Source organism: Clostridioides sp. ZZV14-6009, assembly GCF_020658095.1.
In the GTDB taxonomy this organism is placed as follows: Bacteria; Bacillota; Clostridia; order Peptostreptococcales; family Peptostreptococcaceae; genus Clostridioides.
The window spans coordinates 19,944-41,679 of the sequence record NZ_JAGWDG010000003.1 but is presented as its reverse complement, the minus strand read 5'-3'; the positions used below and the strand labels follow the sequence as shown (position 1 = coordinate 41,679).

Genomic DNA, 21,736 nt, shown 5'->3' with positions numbered 1-21,736 from the left:
TAAATTTGAAAAAATGGACACTGAAATACAAAGGGAAGATAGAGGAAAGTGAATTTAGCAAAAAACTTAATATTTCCCCGGAAATCTGCCAAATTTTAAAAAATAGAGGTATATATACTGAAAAAGATTCAGAAATATTCATGAATCCATCTTTAGACTATTTAAGAGACCCTTTATTAATGAAAGATATGCAAAAGGCTGTAGATAGAATAAAGTTAGCTATTGATAAAAAAGAAAAAATTTGGATTTATGGGGATTATGATGTTGATGGCGTATCTTCTACTTCTATTTTATGCTTATATTTTAATAGTATAGGATATCATGTGGATTACTATATTCCAAATAGACTAGAAGAAGGCTATGGTATAAATGAAGATGCTATAAAGCTTATAAGCTCTAGGGGATGTGATTTGATTATAAGTGTTGATTGTGGAATTACATCAGTATCTGAGGTTAATCTAGCAAATAATTTGGGTATAGATGTTATAATAACAGACCATCATGAATGCCAAAATGAAATTCCCTCAGCTTTTGCAGTAATAAATCCAAAGCAAGAAGATTGTAACTATCCATTTGATGCACTATGTGGATGTGGTGTAGCATTTAAAATGATACAAGCACTTACTCCAAAAGAAGATTTTAAGGCTAGCATGTACGATTATTTAGAAATAGTAACATTGGCAACTATCTGTGATATTGTTCCACTTGTGGATGAAAATAGAATAATTGTAAAAAATGGTTTAAAATTAATGAAAGAAGGCAAAAATATTGGATTAAGAGAGCTTATAAAAGTTTGTGGTGTAGAAAGTGATAAAATAGGTTCTTCTCATATAGGTTTTGCAATTGGGCCTAGAATAAATGCATCAGGACGTTTAGGATATTCTTATTTGGGTGTTGAGTTATTTACTACTCAATCTAAAGATGAAGCTGTTGAAATAGCTAATATATTGGAAGAAAAAAATAACGAAAGACAGATGATAGAGGCTCAGATGTATCATGAAGCTGAGGAAATGTTAAAGTCTAATAGCAGATATAATGATGATAAAGTATTAGTTCTAGCTAAAGAAGGTTGGCAACATGGAATAATAGGAATTGTAGCATCTAAGTTGACTGAAAAATACTACAAACCAACGATTCTTTTAGGTGTAGAACATGGAGAAGCTACTGGCTCAGCAAGGTCAATAAAAGGATTTAATATATTTGAGGCTCTTGTAAAGTGCAAAGACTTAATGACTAAGTTTGGTGGGCATGAACAAGCAGCGGGATTGTCTTTAAATTCAGAAAATGTGGAAGCTTTGGCTAATGAAATAAATAAGTTTGCAGATTATAATTTGACTGAAGATGATATGATAGAAAATGTAAATGTTGAATTTGAACTACAAGAAAATGTAATAAGTTTAAATCTTGTGGAGGAATTACATAAATTAGAACCATTTGGATTAAATAATCCTAATCCTAGATTTATAGTTAGAAATTATATTCTAAAAGATTTAAAAATCATAGGTAAAAATCAACAACATTTGAAATTAAGCGTAGAAAATGAAAAGTGCTATGAATGTATAGGGTTCAATATGAGTCATTTAAAATCATTGTATAAGGTAGGAGATAAAGTCGATGTATTGTTCCAACTAGATGAAAATAACTATATGGGAAATAGGAAAGTGCAGTTTTTACTTAAAGATATTAGATTAGCTCGACCTAAAAGTGCAAGTAATGACAAACTTTCGCTAAAATTAATGTCAAAAATAATACCAAAAGATTCACAAAGCTTGTATAATATATCTGAGTCTGGTTTTGAATTGTTTGATGGAAATACAGATATAAATATATTTGATTATTTTGAACAAGAGACATTGATAATATCTAATTCTATAAATGGATTCTATAGAGCCATATCAGATGTATCACTCATAGACTTGGATTTTAACATAAATTACAATATTATTGAAGATATTAACAAAAATACTGATAAATTAGAGCTTATATTTTCTCCTAATATTGATAAAATAGACTTAAAAAGATATAATAATATTATTCTTTATGATTATTTATACAATAAAGGCGAATATTCGTATATATATGAGAATAAAAGAGAAGAAAGTGAAATTATAAAATATTATAATAAAACAGACCTATTATATTTAAAGAATGTAGTTAGTAATATAGTTCCATCAAGAGATGAATTTATAACAATTTATAAACAAGCACTTATAAAAAAAGAAATTGATTTAGATATGGTAAATATAAAGGGAACTTTTAATGTAATTCCATTAAAGTTTTTTACGATATTGAATGTGTTTAGAGAATTAAATTTACTTGACTTTAATTTAAATTATGAAAAAAATTCTGTATTCATAAGAATATTGCCAAAACCACAGAAAAAATTAGATTTAAATGAGAGTTTAATACTCAATAATCTAAAAAAATTAGAAAAACAATACAATAGCAGTTATTAGGAGGCGTTTCCCATGGATTTAAAAAACTTTATAAGGAATATTGATGATTTCCCAAAGCCAGGTATAGATTTTAAAGATGTTACAACTCTATTTAAAGATGGAGAGGCATTTAAATATGCAGTAGATTCTATGGCTGGAGAATTGAAAAGCAAAGGTGTGGATTTAGTAGTAGGGCCAGAAGCAAGAGGATTTTTGATGGGTACACCTGTAGCATATGCATTAGGAGTAGGATTTATTCCAATTAGAAAACCTGGAAAGTTACCTGGAGAAGTTGAGAGTTATGAGTATGGATTAGAGTATGGTACGGATACTTTAGAAATACATAAAGATGCAATTAAAAAAGGTCAAAAAGTGGCAATAGTAGACGATTTATTGGCTACTGGTGGAACTATGGAAGCTGCTGCTAAGCTTGTAGAAAAATTAGGTGGAGAAGTAGTTTCTATGCAATTTTTAATTGAGCTAGAATTCTTAAATGGGAGAGAAAAGTTATCTAACTATGATGTTAATTCTCTTATAAAATACTAGTACTTTTACAATAGTTGGTATAGCACCAACTATTTTCATATATATTAAAATTTTATACAAAATAGGTGGTTATATGCATGATAAAGAATTACAAGAAATAATTGAAAAGATAAAAGTTTATGCACCTAATGCAAATTTTGAAAAGGTTGAAAAAGCCTACAATCTTGCAAAAAAAGCGCATGATGGACAATATAGAAAATCTGGGGAACCATACTTTATTCATCCATTGGCAGTGGCAAATATTTTAATAGAGATGGAATTAGATATTGAAACTATAACAGCAGGTTTGCTTCACGATGTTGTAGAAGATACAGAATATACCTATGAAGACATAACAAAAGAATTTGGGAAAGAAGTAGCGGATTTAGTTGATGGAGTAACAAAACTTGGTCAGATAAAATATCGTTCAAAAGAAGAAACTCAATCTGAAAATTTAAGAAAAATGTTTCTAGCAATGGCAAAAGATATAAGGGTTATACTTATAAAGCTTGCTGATAGATTGCATAATATGAGAACATTAAAATACATGCCTCCAGAAAAAGCGAAGTATAAAGCAAAAGAAACACTAGAGATTTATGGAGGTATAGCCCACAGATTAGGTATATCTAAGATAAAGTGGGAACTAGAAGACAGAGCATTAAGGTTTATGGACCCAGAAGGGTACTATGAATTAGTTGATAGAGTGTCAATGAAGAGAAGTCAAAGAGAAGACTATATACAAGGGATTGTTGAGCTTCTTAAAGATAAGTTTAAAGATTTAAGTATACCATGTGATGTATATGGTAGACCAAAGCATTTTTACAGCATTTATAGAAAAATGCAGAAAAAACACAAGACTTTTGAAGAAATTTTTGATTTAACAGCTGTAAGAATACTAGTAGATAATGTAAAAGACTGTTATGCTGTACTTGGTATAGTTCATACATTATGGAGACCTATTCCAGGTAGATTTAAAGACTATATAGCAATGCCAAAGCCAAATATGTACCAATCATTACACACTACTGTTGTAGGGCCTGATGGAGAGCCTTTAGAGATACAAATAAGGACTCATGAAATGCATAATATAGCAGAAAATGGTATTGCAGCACACTGGAAATATAAAGAAGGTATTTCTGGCAAAGAAGTAAAAGTTGAAGAGAAACTTCAGTGGTTAAGACAAATGATGGAGTGGGAAAAAGATTTAAAAGACCCACAAGAATTTATGGATGCACTTAAAGAAGATGTATTTAATAGTCAGGTTTATGTATTTACTCCACGAGGAGATGTAATTGAATTACCAGCAGAATCAACTCCTATAGATTTTGCCTATAGAGTTCATACAAATGTAGGAAATAAATGTGTTGGAGCAAAAATTGACGGAAGAATAGTACCTATTGATTATAAGCTTCAAAATGGTAATATTGTTGAAGTACTTACATCATCTAATTCTAATGGTCCAAGTCGAGACTGGCTTAACATAGTAAAAACACCAAATGCAAAGAGTAGAATTAGACAATTTTTCAAGAAAGAAAGAAGAGAAGAAAATGTTGACCGTGGGAATACCATATTAGAAAGAGAATTTAAGAAACATGATATACCACAGAAAGACCCTCTTGTTGAAAAATACATGGCACTAGTTGCCAAGAAATTTAATCAGCCAAGTGTTGAAGATTTAGTTGCAACTGTAGGTTATGGTGGTATAATGTCATCTCAAGTTGTATCTAAAGTAAAAGATTTGTATTTAAAAGAAATTAAAAAAGTAAAAAAAGAACAACAGATGCAAGAAGAAGATTTAAATAAACACAATATGAGTGAAACAGAATACAGCAAAAAGAGAAAGAAAAATTCATCACAAGGTATTATAGTAAAAGGACTTGATAATATCTTAGTAAGGTTTGCTAAATGTTGTAATCCACTTCCAGGAGATGAGATTGTGGGGTATATCACTAAAGGTAGAGGTGTAGCTATACACAGAGCGGATTGTCCAAATGCAAATAATAATGGAGATTTCTTCCAAAATAGATTAGTGGAAGTTTCATGGAGTTCAGCAGGTAAAGGCAAGTTTGAAGCTGAGATTCAAATAAAGGCTGCTGACAGAAGAGGAATTGTTAATGAAATAACTCATATTGTTGCAATGGATAAACTTAGCTTAAATGGAATAAATGCAAGAAAAGGAAAAGATAGTATTGTAAGTATAAATCTACTTGTAGAAGTTAATGACACGGAGGAATTGAAAATTCTAATGAAAAAATTAAAAGCAATTCCTGGTGTAGAAAGTATTTATAGAATGACAAATTAGAGTTAAAATAATAGGGAGGAAAATATGAGAGCAGTAGTACAAAGAGTATCTTCATCTAAAGTTACAGTAGATGAAAACATTATAGGTCAAGTAAATAAGGGGTTGCTAGTACTGTTGGGAGTAACTCATGATGATAAATCAAGTGATGTAGACTACATGATTGATAAAATATTAAACCTAAGAATTTTTGAAGATGAAAATGATAAGATGAATTTATCTCTAATGGACATAGGTGGAGAACTTTTAGTAGTATCTCAATTTACTTTATATGGAGACTGTAGAAAAGGAAGAAGACCTGGATTTAGTAACGCGGCTAGACCAGAGCTTGCAAATGATTTGTATGAAGAATTTGTAAAAAAAGCAAAAGATAAAGGTGTAACAGTAGGTACAGGTCAATTTGGAGCTCATATGATGGTAGAATTAACTAATGATGGACCAGTAACAATACTATTAGACTCAAGTAAATCTTTTTAAGGGGGAAAACTTTAATGGTTATAAAAAAATTTGTAGATAGTTATTTTGGAGTAAACACTTATGTATTAGGTGATGAAAAAACTAAAAAATGTGTAGTTATAGACCCAGGAGGAAGTTTAGTAGATACATTAAGCTTTGTAAAAGAAAATGGATTGAATGTTGAATATATAATTCTTACTCATGGACATGGTGACCATATAGGGTATGTTAAAGATATTAAAGAGAAGACTGGAGCTAAGGTAGTTGCACATATTGATGAAAAAGAATTATTAAATGATAAAAATAAAAACTTAAGTTATACAATGAGATGTGGTGCACAAGAATTTGATGCAGATATATATGTAAATGATAAAGATAAGCTTGAACTTGGTGAACTAAAAATGACTTTCTTGCATACTCCAGGTCATACACAAGGGTGTATGTGTATAAGAGTTGAAGATGACATGTTCACAGGAGATACGTTGTTTGCTGGAAGTATTGGTAGAACTGATTTATATAGTGGAGATTTCCACCAAATGGAGAAATCACTTAAAAAATTATGTAAATATGAAGATGCTGTTAGAGTATACCCTGGTCATGGACCAACTAGTACTCTAGGTGTTGAAAAGAAGACAAATCCTTACATGTAATTTTATATTAATATTTAAAAATAGTATCAAATATTTAATAACTGTATCAGTGATGGGGTTCTTCTAGTGTTTAATAGAAGGAGTTAAGTTGATGTTGGATGTTTTTTTAAAAGGACATGATTATAAGTATGAAGTAGCAGAACTTATAAAATTGTTTACTAGTGAATTTAAATTTAATGACTTTGCTGATTGTATCAATAGTATGGAGTCAAGATACTTAATAAATAGATTGGTTTATGAAAATGATACTTTACTTTCAATTACTGAGTATTATGAAGGTGGTAACTTAAAGTATGAATCAATGCAAAATATTAAAGATATAAATACTGAGTTTTTAAATGGATTTTGTAATAATAAGACGATTGAAGAGTTTTTAGATAGACTAGATAATGAAAGTAAGAGAAAGATTAGAAAATTATGCAAAGAAAGTATTAAAAAAAGTATGTTTATAGTACTTAAACAAATATTTAATTCTTATGTTCCATGGGGCATTTTGACTGGTATCAGACCAGTCAAAATTGTCCACAATCTGATGGATGAAAAACTAGATGATAATAGTATAAGAACTATTTTAAAAGATAACTATTTTATAATGGATGAGAAAATAGATTTAGCTCTTGAAATAGCTAATAGAGAACGCTTATTTATGTATCCAATAGATAAAAATAAAATTTCTCTTTATGTAAGTATTCCATTCTGCCCAACTAGATGTGTATACTGTTCATTTCCCTCAAACTCATTAAAGCAATTTGGCCATTTAAAAAGAGAATATGTTTATAAATTGATTGAAGAAATTAAAGGATTTGCCAAGGTTATTGAGGATACTAATAAAGAAATTGAAACTCTATATATCGGTGGTGGAACTCCTACTACATTGGATGAGGAAGAATTGGATTTACTTATAAATGCTCTATTTAGAGAATTGGATTTAAGCAAAATTAAAGAGTTTACGGTAGAAGCAGGTAGACCAGATACTATTACCAAAGAAAAATTAAGTGTATTAAAAAAACACAATGTAAGTAGAATTAGTATAAATCCTCAAACTATGAATGATGAGACTTTGGTTAAAATTGGAAGAGAACATAAAGTTTCTGATTTAGTAGATTGTTTTATTATGGCTCGAAATATGGGATTTGACAATATAAATATGGATATAATTTTAGGACTTATAGATGAAGACTTAGACATGGTAAGAAATACATTAGAGGAAATAAAAAAACTTTCTCCTGAAAGTCTTACAGTTCATACATTAGCTATAAAAAGAGCTTCTAACCTAAATATAAATATGGATAAGTACAAAGAACATTTAACTCAGTATGAAGAAATGATAAAAATGATAGATTTATCAATGAAATATGCTAAGGATATGGGACTTAATCCATATTATATGTACAGACAAAAACATATGCTAGGTAACTTAGAAAATATAGGTTATGCTAAAGAAGGATATGAGTGTATTTACAATATACAAATTATGGAGGAAAAACAAAGCAACTATGCCTTGGGTGCAGGTGCTATATCAAAATTTGTTTATGTAGATGAAGATAGAATTGAAAGAGTAGAAAATGTAAAGAATGTTGAACAATACATTGATAGAGTAGATGAAATGATAAAAAGGAAGAAAGAAGAGGTATATAAAAATGTTGACTAAAGCTCCCAGAGGAACTAAAGACATAACTCCAAAAGAGGCTTATAAATGGCGTTATGTAGAAAATAAATTTAGAGAAATATGTGCTTTATATGGGTATGAGGAAATGGTAACTCCTATATTTGAACATACAGAACTTTTTAAGAGAAGTGTTGGAGATACTACAGATATAGTTCAAAAAGAAATGTATTCTTTTAAAGATAAAGGGGATAGAGAAATTACTCTAAAGCCAGAGGGTACAGCTGGTGTAGTCAGAGCATTTATAGAGAATAAATTATATGCAGATACTCAACCAACAAAATTATTTTATGTTACACCTTGTTTTAGATACGAAAGACCACAAGCTGGTAGACAGAGACAATTTCATCAATTTGGTATAGAAGCACTTGGAAGTGATACTCCTTCAATGGATGCTGAAATAATAGCACTAGCTGTTCAATTTTTTAATGAAGTTGGATTAAATGATTTGGTAGTGAGTATAAATTCAGTGGGTTGTCCAGTTTGTAGAAAAGAGTACAATGCTTTATTAAAAGAATATCTTGATTCAAAAGCAGATATATTATGTGAGACTTGTAATGAGAGAAGAGAAAAAAATCCAATGAGGGTTATAGACTGTAAAAACCCTACATGTAAAGAAAATATCAAAGATATACCATTTATTGCAGACCATTTGTGTGATGATTGTAAAGCTCACTTTGATAAACTTCAAGAATACTTAAAGGAAATGAATATAAACTTTGTAATTGACAAAACAATAGTTAGAGGATTAGATTACTATAGAAAAACTGCTTTTGAAATTATATCTAATGATATAGGTGCTCAAAGTACTGTATGTGGTGGAGGTAGATATGATGGTCTTGTTGAACAACTAGGGGGTCCAAAAGGTATAAGTGGAATTGGATTTGGACTAGGTATTGAAAGACTTTTACTTACACTTGAAGGCAATGGAATTGAAATAGAAAACCCTCAATCTACAGACATATTTATAGTAACTATAGGTGAAGAAGCAAATACAAGAAGCTTTAAATTGTTGAAAGATTTGAGACAAAATCATATAAGTGCGGATAAAGACCATATAGAAAGAAGTGTAAAAGCACAATTTAAGTATTCAGATAAAATAAATTCAAAATTTACAATAGTAATTGGTGATGACGAGTTAAAAAATGACACTGCAACATTAAAAAATATGAAAACATCAGAGCAAACTACTGTAAAATTAAGTACATTAGTTGAAGAATTAAAGCAAAAGCTGTAAAATAAGAAAGTATGATGTTTTGTGTATTAGATAAATATATAGCATTAAAATTAAATAAAATGGAGGTAGTATCTTGGAAACTTTAAAGGGTTTAAAGAGAACTCACTACTGTGGAGAGTTGAGAGAAAAAAACATAAATGAAGAAGTTGTACTTATGGGATGGGTACAGAAAAAAAGAAACTTAGGAGGACTTGTATTTGTTGATTTAAGAGATACAAGTGGATTATGCCAAATAGTTTTTGACACAGATGTAGATAAAGAAGCTTTTGAAAAAGCTGAAAAATTAGGTGCTGAGTTTGTAATAGCAGTAAAAGGAAAAGTATGTGAAAGACAGTCTAAAAACCCTAACATGCCAACTGGGGATATAGAGATATTTGCAACTGAACTTAGACTTTTAAATAAATCAGAAACTCCACCTATTTATATAAAAGATGATGATGATGTTTCAGAAGCACTAAGACTAAAATATAGATACTTAGACCTTAGAAAGTCATCTATGCAAAGAAATTTAAAATTAAGACACAAAGTAATGAATATTACAAGAAATTACTTATCAAATAATAGATTTTGTGAAATAGAAACACCATTTTTAATTGCTCCAACACCAGAAGGAGCAAGAGATTATCTTGTACCAAGTAGAGTCAATCCAGGGAAATTTTATGCATTACCACAATCACCACAATTATACAAACAATTATTAATGGTAAGTGGAATGGATAGATATTTCCAAATAGTTAAGTGTTTTAGAGATGAAGACCTAAGAGCTGATAGACAACCAGAATTTACACAAATAGACTGTGAAATGTCTTTTGTTGAACAAGAAGATGTTATGAGTATGATTGAAGGTTTGCTTGAAGTTATATTTAAAGAAGTTTTAAATGTAGAATTGACACTTCCACTTCCTAAAATGACTTATGCAGAAGCTATGGCTAGATATGGTTCAGACAAACCAGACACTAGATTTGGTTATGAGCTAACAGATATATCTGATGTTGTTTGTAATTGTGGATTTAAGGTGTTTGCTGATGCTACACAACCAGGAAAAAGTGTGAGAGGTATAAATGTAAAAGGAAAAGCTGACGATTTTACTAGAAAACAAATATCTTCATTAGAAGAACATGCTAAAACATATAGAGCAAAAGGACTTGCTTGGATGAAAGTAGGTCAAGATGGAGTAACTTCTCCGATAGCAAAATTCTTTAGTGAAGAGGAAATGAATGCTATACTTACAAGAATGAATGCAGAAGTAGGAGATTTACTTTTATTTGTAGCTGATAAAAACTCAATAGTATTTGATGCTTTAGGACAAGTTAGACTTGAAGTGGCAAATAGACTTAATATACTAGATAAGAATGTATATAACTTATTATGGGTAACTGAATTCCCGGTTTTTGAAGAAGATGAAGAAACAGGTAAGTTTGCAGCAATGCATCACCCATTTACATCACCTATGGATGAAGATTTAGATAAACTAGAAGATGGAGATAAATCATCTTTAAGAGCTAAAGCTTATGATATTGTATTAAATGGATATGAAATAGGTGGAGGAAGTGTTAGAATATCAAATTCAGATGTTCAATCAAGAATGTTTAAAGCACTTGGTTTTACAGAAGAAAGAGCTAATGAGAAGTTTGGTTACTTATTAGAAGCATTCAAATATGGAACTCCTCCTCATGCTGGACTAGCTTTTGGGCTTGATAGACTTGTTATGTTGCTTGCAGGAGCGGAAAATATAAGAGAAGTTATTGCATTCCCTAAAAATCAAAATGCTGTTTGTCCTATGACAAATGCTCCTACAGTAGCAGATGATGAGCAATTGGATGAATTAAGTATAAAAGTTGATATAAAAGATAAAGAGTAATATATGAATAAGAGATAATATATAAAAGACTGTCGCACTAAAAAATAGGGCGACGTCTTTTTTTTATACTATCTAATAGTAATAATTGTCAATTAAAAGTACCATTAACTATTGTTTACACAATCCTAAAAAAGAATTCTGTTAGATTAGTAAAAGTCAAACTATTCCTACCTGATACTACAAACAATAAAATATCATATTAGACAAAAAAATCAAAAAATTACCAAATTAAAAATTATTTAAAAATAAATTGACAACGATTTCAAGTTGTTATAATATGTAATAAAGAACTTGTTATATAATGTTATAAAAATACTACATGAGGAGGTGACTAAAATGGATGAAAAAAAGCATAAAAAAGAAATGGACTTAGAGGTAAATTCATTTATTCCTTTGTACCAACAACTATATGACAATATAAAAAAACAAATAGCAGCTGGTATATATAAACCAGGAGATAAACTTCCATCTGAAGTAGACTTATGTAAGGAGTTTAATATAAGTCGTATAACTGTGAGAAATGCGCTTAATGAACTTGTAAAAGAAGATATATTATGTAAAAAGCGTGGAAAAGGAACTTATGTAACTATACCAGAGAGAATAGAAGCAACATGTGCGGGAAATAGTTTCACTAATTCTTGTCATCGTATTAATGCAAAACCAAGTACTAAGATAATCTCTATTTTAATAAAAAAAGCTGATAAGCAGGTGGCTGAAGCTTTAAATATTGAACTAGAAGAGAAGATAATATGTATTAAAAGACTTCGATTAATAGATGAAGTACCTGTTATTTTTGAAGTTGATTTCTTTAGAATAGATTACATGTTTTTATTAAAAGAAGAGCTGGAAGATAAGTCTTTAATGGAAGTTATATCCAACAATATAAGTACATTGCCTAATCGTGTGGAAAATATATTTGAAGTAAAACACTCAAACAAAGAATATTCTGACCACCTTAAATGTGCAAGCAATATGCCATTATTAAAAGTAAGACAATTAGTATATACAGAGAATAATGATGTTTTATATTACAATGAACAATTTATAAGAAGTGATAAGTATAAATATGCAGTATCAGCAGAAATATAATTTACACTTAGGAGAGGAATAAATATGAGAAAAATAATATTAGCGTCTCATGGAGACTTTTCAAAAGGGCTTTTAGATTCAGTGAAAATGATAGTAGGAGATTTAGCAAATTGCGTTAATTCATACAGTTTATATCCTGGACAAAGCGCTTCAGATTTTGCTTTAGAGTTAGAAAAAACAATAGTAGAAGATAAAGAATGTGAATATATAATTTTATCTGATTTATACGGAGCAAGTGTATGTACTGCTATGTTAAGGTTAACTAAGTTACATAATGTTAAGTTATTTTCAGGAATGAACTTAAATATGGTATTAGAGCTTCTTACAAGATTTTCTGATAAATTAACAACTGAAGATGCAGAACAGTTAGCAAAAGAATCTAGAATGGGAATACAAAATGTAACATTACAAATAAATGAAGAAGAAGAGGTATTTTAGTTTATGGACAATAAAGGAATATTATCAGTTTTTAAAAACAAAAAACCAATTATAGCAATGATACACTTAAAGGGAGATACTTCAGATGATATTTTTGAAAGAGCTAAAAAAGAAATTAGTATCTTAGAAGAAAATGGTGTAGATGGAATAATGTTAGAAAATTACTACGGCAATTACTATGATTTAGAAAGAATACTTGAATATGTATCAAAAGCCAATTTATCAATACCATATGGAGTAAACTGCTTAAACATTGATACTATGGGATTTGAACTAGCAACAAGATATAATGCAAGATATGTACAAGTTGATTCTGTAGTAGGTCATGTTAAACCTAGAGATGAGGCTACTTTAGAAGAATTTTTCAAATTACACCGCTCAAAGTGTCAAGCTTATTTAATTGGAGGGGTACGTTTTAAGTACCAACCAGTTTTATCAGAAAATACTGTTGAAGAAGATTTAAAAATAGGGATGACAAGATGTGATGCTATAGCAGTTACAGAAAATGCCACAGGGCAAGAAACATCAATGGAAAAAATAGAATTATTCCGTAAAAATGTAGGAGATTTCCCTTTAGTTATTGCAGCTGGAGTTACATTAGAAAACGCAAAAAAGCAACTTGAAATAGGGGATATGGCAATAATAGGAAGTTACTTCAAAGATAATTACCAAGACTTTGGAGATGTTAGTGCAGAACACGTAAAAACATTTATGGATGAAATAAAAAGAATTAGGGAGGAATTATAATGATTAAATTAGTAAGGGTAGACCACAGACTTATACATGGACAAGTAGCATTTACATGGACAAAGTTTTTAAATACAGATTGCATACTAATAGCAAGTGATGAATTATTAAAGGATGATTTAAGAATGGCAGGGCTTAAAATGGCTAAGCCATCTAATGTCAAACTTGTAATGAAAAGTATAGCAGATTCTATAAAAGCACTTAATTCAGGTGTTACTGATAAATACAATCTTTTGATACTTTGCGAATCTGTAGAAGATGTTTATAGACTATCTAAAGAAGTTAAATCTATTAAATCAATAAACCTTGGTGGAACAAAATCAGATGATAATCGTGAAAATATATCTAAGGCAGTTCATGTATCAAAGGATGATATAAACATGATTAAAGAATTAGATTCAGAAGGTGTAAATGTATTCGTACAATTAGTTCCTGATGATGATGCTACAAATGTAATGAAATTAATATAATTTTTAGGGGGATAAAAATGGAATTTACACAAGTTATTCTAATAACTCTAATTGCATTCTTTGCATATATGCATTGTTTTGTAGGTTCTACAATGCATAATAGACCTATAGTGGTTGCACCGCTTGTTGGTTTAGCACTAGGAGATTTACGTACAGGTATAGTAATAGGGTCAACATTAGAACTAGTATTTATGGGTGCATTCCCAGTTGGAGCAAGTAATCCTCCTGACTTTGTATCTGGTTCTATTATTGCTACAGCATTTGTAATATTAACTGGTCAAGATGTATCCGCAGCAGTTGTACTTGCAGTTCCTATAGCAACTTTAGTATTACTTATAGACAACTTCTTAATGACAGTAGTACTTACATGGGGAGCTCATCTTGCTGACCGTTATGCAGAAGATGGTAACATTGAAGGTGTAGAACGTATACAATTATTATTTGGTATAGGTAATAAATTAATACTAGCAGTAATAGTAGGTATAGGATTCTCATTAGGTGTTCCAGTAATAGAAAAGATACTTTCATTTATACCATCATATGTAATTCATGGTATGGATGTTGCAGCAGGCGTGATACCAGCAATAGGTTTTGCCATGTTAGCTAGAATGATGCTTAACAAGAAAACGATAGCATTCTTATTATTAGGATTTATAATGGTTGCTTATTTAAAAATAACAGTAACAGGAGTTGCATTATTTGGATTAGCAGTAGCTCTAATATATGTTAACTTTGTAGGAGAAAAGGAGGTAGTAGTGGATGACAACGAATTCTAAAAAATTAGAAACAATTTCGCCAGATAGCAAAATAACAAGAAAAGACTTTTGGAAATGTTTTAGAAGATCTCTAACATTAGATTCATCTTGGAACTACGAACGTATGCAAAATATAGCATATGCATATATGATGGCACCAATAATCCGTAGATTATATAAAGATGATAAAGAAAAAAAAGCTCAAGCTTTAAAAAGACATCTTGAATTTATGTCAGTTACACCTCATATAAGTACTCTTTTGGTTGGTATATCTGGAGCTATGGAAGAAGAAAATGCAAAGAATGAAGAATTTGATGCAAAGAGTATAAATGCAATTAAGTCAAGTTTAATGGGACCAGTTTCTGGAATAGGAGATTCATTTTTCTGGGGAACATTAAAGCTTATAGCAGCTGGAGTTGGTATAGCTTTAGCTTCTCAGGGGAATATAATGGGTCCAATTTTATTTCTTCTAATAATAAATGTTCCTCACTTTATTATTCGTTATATATGTCTAGATAAAGGATTTAAGTATGGAACTCAATTTTTTAAAGATGTAAGTGGCTCAAATATAGTCTCAAAAGTTATGGAAGCAGCATCAATGCTAGGGCTTATGGTAATTGGAGGTATGACTGCCTCTAATGTAATACTAAAACTTAGTGTTAATGTAGGTAGTGGGGAATGGGCAGAGCCTATTCAAACTTACTTAGACCAAATAATGCCATGTATGCTTCCAGCTATGATATTTGGAATTATGTATTGGTTATTAGGAAAAAAAGTCAAGACAACTACGATATTAATTTCAGTTATGGTTATTTGTATAATATTAGCTGCAGTTGGGGTAGTATAAATAAAATTATGAATATGATTTTTGATAATCTTTTCTACAATTGAAACCTATAAAGGGGATGTCGCACTAAAAAATAGGCGACTCCCTTTTTTAATAAAAAATAAATCCAAAAGAATTACTAATTTTATGCCCATAGTGGCAAGCACCTTTTTCTTTTTTATCTATTAAAGTTATCTTTATCTTTGGTCTTTTAACCATAATCTTACACATCTTTCTTTATATTTATATTCACTATAACAAAAATACTATATTTAAAAATTTTATCGTGAATTCGTTTTTAAGTAAATTTTGTTTGAAAAACTATTTTTATAGTAATAATCAGAAAATTTAGACTAAATTTGATTAGTAAAGTTGTAATAAATTCACTAAAAATAAGTTAGAATAGGTTAAATTAGAAGTATTTATAAGCGTTTATAAAAAATATTTGAGAATAAATTATATGTTATAAAATTTTAATAAAAAAAGTATAATTCTAATAAAACTGAAATAAATTTAAAATATGTGTGAATAGTCTAAATTTAAATAATAATTTTAGACCATTTATCTATCTATAACTTAAATTATATCAAATTGATAATAAACTATATATTATACTTTTTTGTAGAGTAGAATTATAATTATAGAAAGAAAAAAAACTATCAAGCATGAAAAAAATGTAGAAAAAAGTAGAAAAGATTCTTTTACAAAGAAAGGGAGGGATAATCTTGCAAGAGAGAGAAGAATTAGTTTTAAATCCAGTTCCAAAAGAGGAAAGAGTTGGATGGTTAGCTCCATTATTTAATATGCTTGGCTCTAATATAGCCATATCAGAATTAATGGTTGGAGGAACCTTAATTTTAGGAATGACTCTTTCCAATATGATTATTACATCAATTATAGGGAACTTAATATTAGTCGCAATTATTATGATACAAGGTTATATTGGTTGCAAAGAAGGGTTAAATACATATGTATTAGCTAAGGGGGCATTTGGAGAGATAGGTGGAAAATATCTTATATCTCTATTACTTGGAATAACTAGCTTTGGTTGGTTTGGTGTACAAGCAGGAGTTGCTGGATTATCAGTACAAAAAATATTTCCAAGTGTAAACTTAACACTAGTCACAGTTATACTTGGATTATTAATGGTAGTTTTTGCTTTGTATGGTTTTAAGGCAATGGCTAAGTTTAATTACTTAGTTATACCACCACTTATAATATTAATGGCTTGGGGAGTTTTTAAAGCTTTTTCTACTTATGGAGTTGAAGCCATTTACAATTACACTCCTCAGACAACAATGAGCATGGTTGAAGGATTAAATATGGTTGTTGGTCTTATCATAGTCGGTGCGATTATATCACCTGACCAATTAAGATATACAAGAGGAGTAAAAGATATTTGGATAATTGGTTTTTTAGGATTAGGTATTATTTCATTGTTCCAACAAGTTGCAGCAGGTGTAATGTCTATGGGTGCTCCTACTTGGGATATAACAGAAGTATTGGCTAATTTAGGGTTTGGATGGATAGCATTTGTTATTTTAATACTTGCATCTTGGTCAACCAATGTATCAAATGCCTATTCTGGTGGATTGGCACTAAAAACTATTTTTCCAAATGTAAAGAGAAATGTATTAACTTTGGTTGCAGGTCTAATAGGTACAACAATAGCAGCTACTGGTATAATATTCAAATTCCAATCATTCTTATCTTTCTTAGGAATAGCAGTTCCAGCTATAGCAGGAATTATGTGGTGCGAATATTATTTTATACAAGGAAGAACTTATAAACACAGAGAAGGAATAAATTGGATTGCAGTAATAAGTTGGTTGATTGGTTTTGCAGCATCATATTATACTTCAAAAATAAGTTTCTTAATACCACCAATAAATGGAATCGTAGTGAGTATGATTCTTTATTATATACTAATGAAATGTTTTGGAAGTAAAGATAAATAAAGGGGGAATTTGTATGAGTCGCAAAGTGAAAATAGGTATAATTCAACAACATAGTGTACTTGGAGATGTTAAAAAAAATATAGAAAAAGCAGTAGATATGATAGATGATTTAGGAAATCAAGGTGCAGATATTATTTGTTTGCCAGAATTATTTGCTACAGGATATAACTTAGAATATTTAGGCGGAATTAAAACATTAGACCTAATAAGAGAACATAACAAATACATAGAAGAATCAATGTCAGAAGCAGCTAAAAGAAATAATGTATACCTAATATCTCCATATGGAACTTTAGAAAAGGACTCTACACATGTTTTCAACTCAGCTGTTATATTCGATAGACAGGGTAATATGATGGGGGAATACTGTAAAAATCACCTATGGTCATTGGAAGCAGTATACTTTAAAGCAGGGGAAAAAGTAAATGTATATGATGCAGACTTTGGTAAATTTGGTGTGATGATATGCTATGATGCAGGATTCCCAGAAGTTGCTAGAGAATTGACATTAAAAGGCTCTGAAATAATATTTATACCTTCTGCGTGGAGAATACAAGATGAAGATATGTGGGATTTAAACGTATCTCAAAGAGCTTTAGAAAATACTGTCTATACAGTAGGAGTGAACTTAGTAAGTAATGACCCTAATTTGATACTGTTTGGAAAGAGTAAAATATGTAATCCTAGAGGAACTATAATAAGTCAATTAGATACATATAGAGAAAAATATATATTAGAAGAGATTGACCTAGATGAAATAGAAAAATATAGGAACGATATTCCCTACTTAAAGGACAGAAAAAATAGTTACAATATATAATTTTACATTATATGTTAAGGTACAATTTCGATAAAAAATAAAAATAGGAGGATATGTCAAACGTTAAAGATAAAGTTATTAACTCTGTTTGATATATCCTCTTTAATAATACCAGCTTTGCTTTAAAGATTTTTGAAATAATTTATAAGAAAGTCTTTAAATAATAAGACTGCTTTAGATGCATAATTCTCACTAAACCATGAAAGATTTAAATATCTTTTAAATTCAATATCTTTTATATGTAATAGTTTAATTTCAGGGTCTCGAGATAAGCCCCATGATTTTCCACATATAAATCCAACTCCTTGAAGTGATTTTATAAGAGCATAGATTGTATATGGAGAATCGGATTCAAAGGCTATTTTTGGCTTGAAATTAGCTGATTCACATAATATATCTATTATTTCTCTATAATTTTCACCTTTAGTTATAACGATAAAGTTTTCGTCTGAAACTTCATTTAGATAAACCCCATCCTTTAATGATAGAGAGTGGTTTATTGAAACTCCTAATAATATTTCCTCACAGGTTAATGTTATATTATTTTCTGAGTTTAATTTTGTAAATGAAGAAGATATATACAAATCAAAATCACTTTTCTTATAAGAAGATGGTAGAGTATGTGAAACATTAAAGGTAATATTAGGATATAGTTTTCTAAAGTTACTCAAAAGTGGTGGTAATACATTAGCAGCTGCTGTAGCTAATATTTTTACTTCACCAGAGTTTTCTAAGGAAATATCTTGTAATTCTTTCTTTGACATTTCTACTAAATCTAAAATACTATCCACCCTTTTTAGAAATAATCTACCGTACTCATTTAGTACAATATATCTTCCTTTTCTATCGAATAACTGAACTCCAAGTTCTTTTTCTAAAGAAGATATGGTTTTACTTAAAGCTGGTTGTGCTATGTTTAGTTTTTGTGATGCTTTTGTTATGTGTTCCATTCTAGCGACAGTTTGAAAATACTTAAGATGCAATAAATCCATAATATAAAATACACCTCTTTTAATATAACTTGAATTATATAAATTTGATAATTAATTATATATTATACATTATAATACAAAGCTTGTATAATAAACTATAATATATCATAAAGTTATTTAAATAGTTACTAATATATTTACATAATCTAACTAATAAAGGAGATATTTAATATGAAGTTAACTAAGGAAATATTAGAATATGCTTTAATAGGAGGTACAATTTTAGGTGGAGGAGGTGGCGGTGCAAAGGAAAGTGGAAGAGATATGGGGGAATATGCCTTACAATATGGGTTTCCAGAGCTAATAAGTATAGATGAATTACATGATGACGCAATTGTTTTAAATGTATCTGCAGTAGGAGCTCCAGCAGCACCACTTAAGTATGCTGATAATGATGATTATATAAACACAGTCAAAATATTTATTGATAAACTAGGATTAGATATACAAGGTATTATTACTAATGAAAATGGAGGGTGTGCAACAATAAATGGATGGCTTCAGTCTTCTGTGCTTAAAATACCACTAATAGATGCACCTTGTAATGGTAGAGCACATCCAACAGGCCTGATGGGAAGCCTTGGATTACATAGAGATAAAACATATAAGTCTTATCAAGCTGTGTCTGGTGGAAATCCAGAACTTGATAATCATATAGAGGGATTTGTAGAGGGTTCTTTAAATAAGACAGCAGGACTTGTTAGACAGTGTGCTGTAGCAGCAGAAGGACTAGTTGCTGTAGCTAGAAATCCTGTAAAAGCTTCTGTTGTAAAAGAAAATGCTGCTATAGGAGGCATAAGTCATGCAATAGATTTGGGTAAAGAGTTCTACTTAGGTCTAGAAATATCAAAAGATAAAGCAATAAACAACGTTGTCGAATTTTTGAATGGAGAGGTAGTTTCAGAAGGAACAATAGAAACTTTAGAGTTAGAAACTACAGGTGGATTTGATGTAGGTAAATTGATTGTAAATGGTTATGAGGTAACTTTTTGGAATGAATATATGACAATAGATAAAGATAATAATAGAATAGCAACGTTTCCAGATTTAATTATGACTTTTGATAAAAACACAAGTATGCCTGTTACATCAGCAGAAATCAGAGAAGGGCAAGAGATAGTTTTAATAAAAACTTCTAAAGAAAATTTAAAACTTTCAATAACAATGACACAAGAAGAATTATTAAAAGATATAGAAGATATATTAAATAAAAAAATAATTGGAGCTAATTAGGATGTGTAGTAATTTAATTGATTGAAGAATTAAAATTAATTAAATTTAAAGAGCAATACAATACCTATAAAATTATAAATAAAACAAATACTTAGGAAGAAGTTTATAAAAATAAATAAGATATGAAAGATTATAAGAAAAAGTTTATAAGAGCTCAAATAAAATAAGTGAAACAATAGGAAAAAGTTTATAAAGATATAAATAAAAGAAAAAAATGCTGTAATATTTATAAAAATAAAAGGAAAAATATTTACACAAAAATTATAAATAAAAGAAATAAAATTGGATGGTGAGCAAATATGATGTTAAAACAAATTTTGGAAGTTTATGATATTATTGATAGCGCAGAAGTAGATGGAGAATGTGTAAAAAAATATTTGGAAAGCTATGGTGGGAAGAATATATTAGTAAAAACTTTAAGTACGGGAAAAGGGTCTACTGATTTAGTAAAGTTTACAATACAAGGTAAAAATGGAAAATCATCAGGAGGAACAGCTAAGACATTAGGTGTCTTAGGAAGACTAGGAGGTATTGGAGCGAGACCAGAAATGATAGGTATGGTTTCTGATGCTGATGGAGCTTTAGTAGCAATAGCAGTAGGAGCAAAATTATTGGACATGCATAATAAGGGAGATTTTATTGATGGAGATGTAATAGTTTCAACTCACATATGTCCAGATGCACCTACTAAAGAACATAAACCAGTTCCATTTATGGATTCTCCAATTGACATGAGAACTATGAATGAAAACGAAGTTGATTTAAGTTGTGATGCTATATTATCAATAGATACAACTAAAGGTAATAGAGTTATAAATACAAGAGGATTTGCTATATCTCCTACAATAAAAGAAGGATATATTCTAAAAACAAGTAATGATTTATTAGATATAATGCAGACTACTACAGGAAGACTTCCTTATGTATTTCCTGTGTCAATACAAGATATAACTCCATATGGAAATGGTTTATATCATATAAATAGTATTCTTCAGCCAGCTGTAGCTACAAGAGCACCTGTAGTAGGAGTTGCTATAACAACTGAGACAACAGTTGCTGGATGTGCAACTGGAGCAAGTAATTATTCTGATTTAGAAAGTGCAGGAAGATTTGTTGTTGAAGTAGCAAAATACTATAGCAGTGGAAATTGTGAGTTTTATGATGAGCATGAATGGGATATTCTAATGAATAGATATGGAAGCCTAGATAAGTTTCAAACTTTTGGAGAAGAATAAAGTTGTATTTTATTGATGCTTTAGAATAGATGATATAGGTTAAA

General features: G+C 29.7%; 19 protein-coding genes. 18 read left to right on the top strand and 1 reads right to left on the bottom strand.

The features are described from left to right. The first annotated feature begins 5 nt into the window (after nucleotides 1-5). From recJ to KGF36_RS06240, 16 genes are all read left to right on the top strand, one after another. On the top strand, nucleotides 6-2,456 hold the full coding sequence (gene recJ, locus KGF36_RS06315; protein ID WP_227827520.1) for a single-stranded-DNA-specific exonuclease RecJ: 2,451 nt from the start codon (nucleotides 6-8) through the stop codon (nucleotides 2,454-2,456). Nucleotides 2,457-2,468: 12 nt separating this feature from the next. Further along, complete coding sequence (locus KGF36_RS06310; RefSeq protein WP_227827519.1) at nucleotides 2,469-2,981, top strand: adenine phosphoribosyltransferase; 513 nt, start codon at nucleotides 2,469-2,471, stop codon at nucleotides 2,979-2,981. 73 nt (nucleotides 2,982-3,054) lie between these two features. Continuing rightward, nucleotides 3,055-5,262 (top strand): RelA/SpoT family protein, encoded by a 2,208-nt coding sequence (locus KGF36_RS06305; protein WP_227827518.1) that lies wholly within the window; start codon nucleotides 3,055-3,057, stop codon nucleotides 5,260-5,262. Nucleotides 5,263-5,286: 24 nt separating this feature from the next. After that, nucleotides 5,287-5,736 carry a D-aminoacyl-tRNA deacylase gene (gene dtd / locus KGF36_RS06300; protein WP_227827517.1) on the top strand — a complete coding sequence of 150 codons (450 nt, stop codon included), beginning with the start codon at nucleotides 5,287-5,289 and terminating at the stop codon, nucleotides 5,734-5,736. 14 nt (nucleotides 5,737-5,750) lie between these two features. Continuing rightward, the gene (locus KGF36_RS06295) at nucleotides 5,751-6,365 is read left to right on the top strand and encodes an MBL fold metallo-hydrolase (RefSeq protein WP_227827516.1); all 615 of its coding nucleotides are present in this window, start codon (nucleotides 5,751-5,753) and stop codon (nucleotides 6,363-6,365) included. Nucleotides 6,366-6,456: 91 nt separating this feature from the next. Then, nucleotides 6,457-8,016, top strand: coding sequence for a coproporphyrinogen III oxidase (locus KGF36_RS06290; RefSeq protein WP_227854614.1), 1,560 nt, complete (start codon nucleotides 6,457-6,459; stop codon nucleotides 8,014-8,016). After that, nucleotides 8,006-9,268, top strand: coding sequence for a histidine--tRNA ligase (hisS, locus tag KGF36_RS06285; RefSeq protein ID WP_227827514.1), 1,263 nt, complete (start codon nucleotides 8,006-8,008; stop codon nucleotides 9,266-9,268). Before KGF36_RS06290 ends, hisS begins: the two co-directional genes overlap by 11 nt. A gap of 73 nt (nucleotides 9,269-9,341) precedes the next feature. Beyond that, the gene (gene aspS / locus KGF36_RS06280; protein WP_227854613.1) at nucleotides 9,342-11,129 is read left to right on the top strand and encodes an aspartate--tRNA ligase; all 1,788 of its coding nucleotides are present in this window, start codon (nucleotides 9,342-9,344) and stop codon (nucleotides 11,127-11,129) included. 336 nt (nucleotides 11,130-11,465) lie between these two features. After that, on the top strand, nucleotides 11,466-12,218 hold the full coding sequence (locus KGF36_RS06275; protein WP_227850199.1) for a GntR family transcriptional regulator: 753 nt from the start codon (nucleotides 11,466-11,468) through the stop codon (nucleotides 12,216-12,218). A 24-nt stretch (nucleotides 12,219-12,242) separates the two neighbouring features. After that, nucleotides 12,243-12,656, top strand: a complete 414-nt coding sequence (locus KGF36_RS06270) for a PTS sugar transporter subunit IIA (protein WP_227434496.1) — start codon at nucleotides 12,243-12,245, stop codon at nucleotides 12,654-12,656. A 3-nt stretch (nucleotides 12,657-12,659) separates the two neighbouring features. Continuing rightward, nucleotides 12,660-13,403 (top strand): BtpA/SgcQ family protein, encoded by a 744-nt coding sequence (locus tag KGF36_RS06265; protein ID WP_227854612.1) that lies wholly within the window; start codon nucleotides 12,660-12,662, stop codon nucleotides 13,401-13,403. Continuing rightward, nucleotides 13,403-13,873 (top strand): PTS sugar transporter subunit IIB, encoded by a 471-nt coding sequence (locus KGF36_RS06260; protein ID WP_227434498.1) that lies wholly within the window; start codon nucleotides 13,403-13,405, stop codon nucleotides 13,871-13,873. The genes KGF36_RS06265 and KGF36_RS06260 overlap by 1 nt, the downstream gene beginning before the upstream one ends. A gap of 17 nt (nucleotides 13,874-13,890) precedes the next feature. Further along, nucleotides 13,891-14,649 (top strand): PTS mannose/fructose/sorbose/N-acetylgalactosamine transporter subunit IIC, encoded by a 759-nt coding sequence (locus KGF36_RS06255; protein ID WP_227827510.1) that lies wholly within the window; start codon nucleotides 13,891-13,893, stop codon nucleotides 14,647-14,649. After that, nucleotides 14,633-15,475 (top strand): PTS system mannose/fructose/sorbose family transporter subunit IID, encoded by an 843-nt coding sequence (locus tag KGF36_RS06250; protein ID WP_227854611.1) that lies wholly within the window; start codon nucleotides 14,633-14,635, stop codon nucleotides 15,473-15,475. Before KGF36_RS06255 ends, KGF36_RS06250 begins: the two co-directional genes overlap by 17 nt. A 704-nt stretch (nucleotides 15,476-16,179) precedes the next feature. Then, nucleotides 16,180-17,412: a cytosine permease gene (locus KGF36_RS06245; protein ID WP_227434502.1), complete on the top strand. Its 1,233-nt coding sequence runs from the start codon at nucleotides 16,180-16,182 to the stop codon at nucleotides 17,410-17,412. A gap of 13 nt (nucleotides 17,413-17,425) precedes the next feature. After that, nucleotides 17,426-18,232 (top strand): nitrilase-related carbon-nitrogen hydrolase, encoded by an 807-nt coding sequence (locus tag KGF36_RS06240; protein WP_227840493.1) that lies wholly within the window; start codon nucleotides 17,426-17,428, stop codon nucleotides 18,230-18,232. Between the two features lie 122 nt (nucleotides 18,233-18,354). Here the strand turns inward: KGF36_RS06240 and KGF36_RS06235 are convergent, their stop codons facing one another. After that, on the bottom strand, nucleotides 18,355-19,224 hold the full coding sequence (locus tag KGF36_RS06235) for a LysR family transcriptional regulator (protein WP_227827506.1): 870 nt from the start codon (nucleotides 19,222-19,224) through the stop codon (nucleotides 18,355-18,357). Between the two features lie 171 nt (nucleotides 19,225-19,395). On the opposite strand from KGF36_RS06235, the gene KGF36_RS06230 reads away from it, so the two are divergent. Together KGF36_RS06230 and KGF36_RS06225 are read left to right on the top strand one after the other, a co-directional pair. Then, a complete protein-coding gene (locus KGF36_RS06230) occupies nucleotides 19,396-20,457 on the top strand; it encodes a DUF917 domain-containing protein (protein WP_227850196.1) in 1,062 nt (353 codons plus the stop codon). Nucleotides 20,458-20,756: 299 nt separating this feature from the next. Then, a complete protein-coding gene (locus KGF36_RS06225; protein ID WP_227854610.1) occupies nucleotides 20,757-21,692 on the top strand; it encodes a DUF1177 domain-containing protein in 936 nt (311 codons plus the stop codon). The last annotated feature ends 44 nt before the right edge of the window (nucleotides 21,693-21,736 follow it).

Bases quoted from the DNA above. Each gene is read 5' to 3' on its own strand.
- KGF36_RS06310 (WP_227827519.1), top strand. From the start codon at position 2,469: ATGGATTTAAAAAACTTTATAAGGAATATTGATGATTTCCCAAAGCCA.
- KGF36_RS06305 (WP_227827518.1), top strand. From the start codon at position 3,055: ATGCATGATAAAGAATTACAAGAAATAATTGAAAAGATAAAAGTTTAT.
- dtd (WP_227827517.1), top strand. From the start codon at position 5,287: ATGAGAGCAGTAGTACAAAGAGTATCTTCATCTAAAGTTACAGTAGAT.
- KGF36_RS06295 (WP_227827516.1), top strand. From the start codon at position 5,751: ATGGTTATAAAAAAATTTGTAGATAGTTATTTTGGAGTAAACACTTAT.
- KGF36_RS06290 (WP_227854614.1), top strand. From the start codon at position 6,457: ATGTTGGATGTTTTTTTAAAAGGACATGATTATAAGTATGAAGTAGCA.
- hisS (WP_227827514.1), top strand. From the start codon at position 8,006: ATGTTGACTAAAGCTCCCAGAGGAACTAAAGACATAACTCCAAAAGAG.
- KGF36_RS06275 (WP_227850199.1), top strand. From the start codon at position 11,466: ATGGATGAAAAAAAGCATAAAAAAGAAATGGACTTAGAGGTAAATTCA.
- KGF36_RS06270 (WP_227434496.1), top strand. From the start codon at position 12,243: ATGAGAAAAATAATATTAGCGTCTCATGGAGACTTTTCAAAAGGGCTT.
- KGF36_RS06265 (WP_227854612.1), top strand. From the start codon at position 12,660: ATGGACAATAAAGGAATATTATCAGTTTTTAAAAACAAAAAACCAATT.
- KGF36_RS06260 (WP_227434498.1), top strand. From the start codon at position 13,403: ATGATTAAATTAGTAAGGGTAGACCACAGACTTATACATGGACAAGTA.
- KGF36_RS06255 (WP_227827510.1), top strand. From the start codon at position 13,891: ATGGAATTTACACAAGTTATTCTAATAACTCTAATTGCATTCTTTGCA.
- KGF36_RS06250 (WP_227854611.1), top strand. From the start codon at position 14,633: ATGACAACGAATTCTAAAAAATTAGAAACAATTTCGCCAGATAGCAAA.
- KGF36_RS06240 (WP_227840493.1), top strand. From the start codon at position 17,426: ATGAGTCGCAAAGTGAAAATAGGTATAATTCAACAACATAGTGTACTT.
- KGF36_RS06235 (WP_227827506.1), bottom strand. From the start codon at position 19,224: ATGGATTTATTGCATCTTAAGTATTTTCAAACTGTCGCTAGAATGGAA.
- KGF36_RS06230 (WP_227850196.1), top strand. From the start codon at position 19,396: ATGAAGTTAACTAAGGAAATATTAGAATATGCTTTAATAGGAGGTACA.
- KGF36_RS06225 (WP_227854610.1), top strand. From the start codon at position 20,757: ATGATGTTAAAACAAATTTTGGAAGTTTATGATATTATTGATAGCGCA.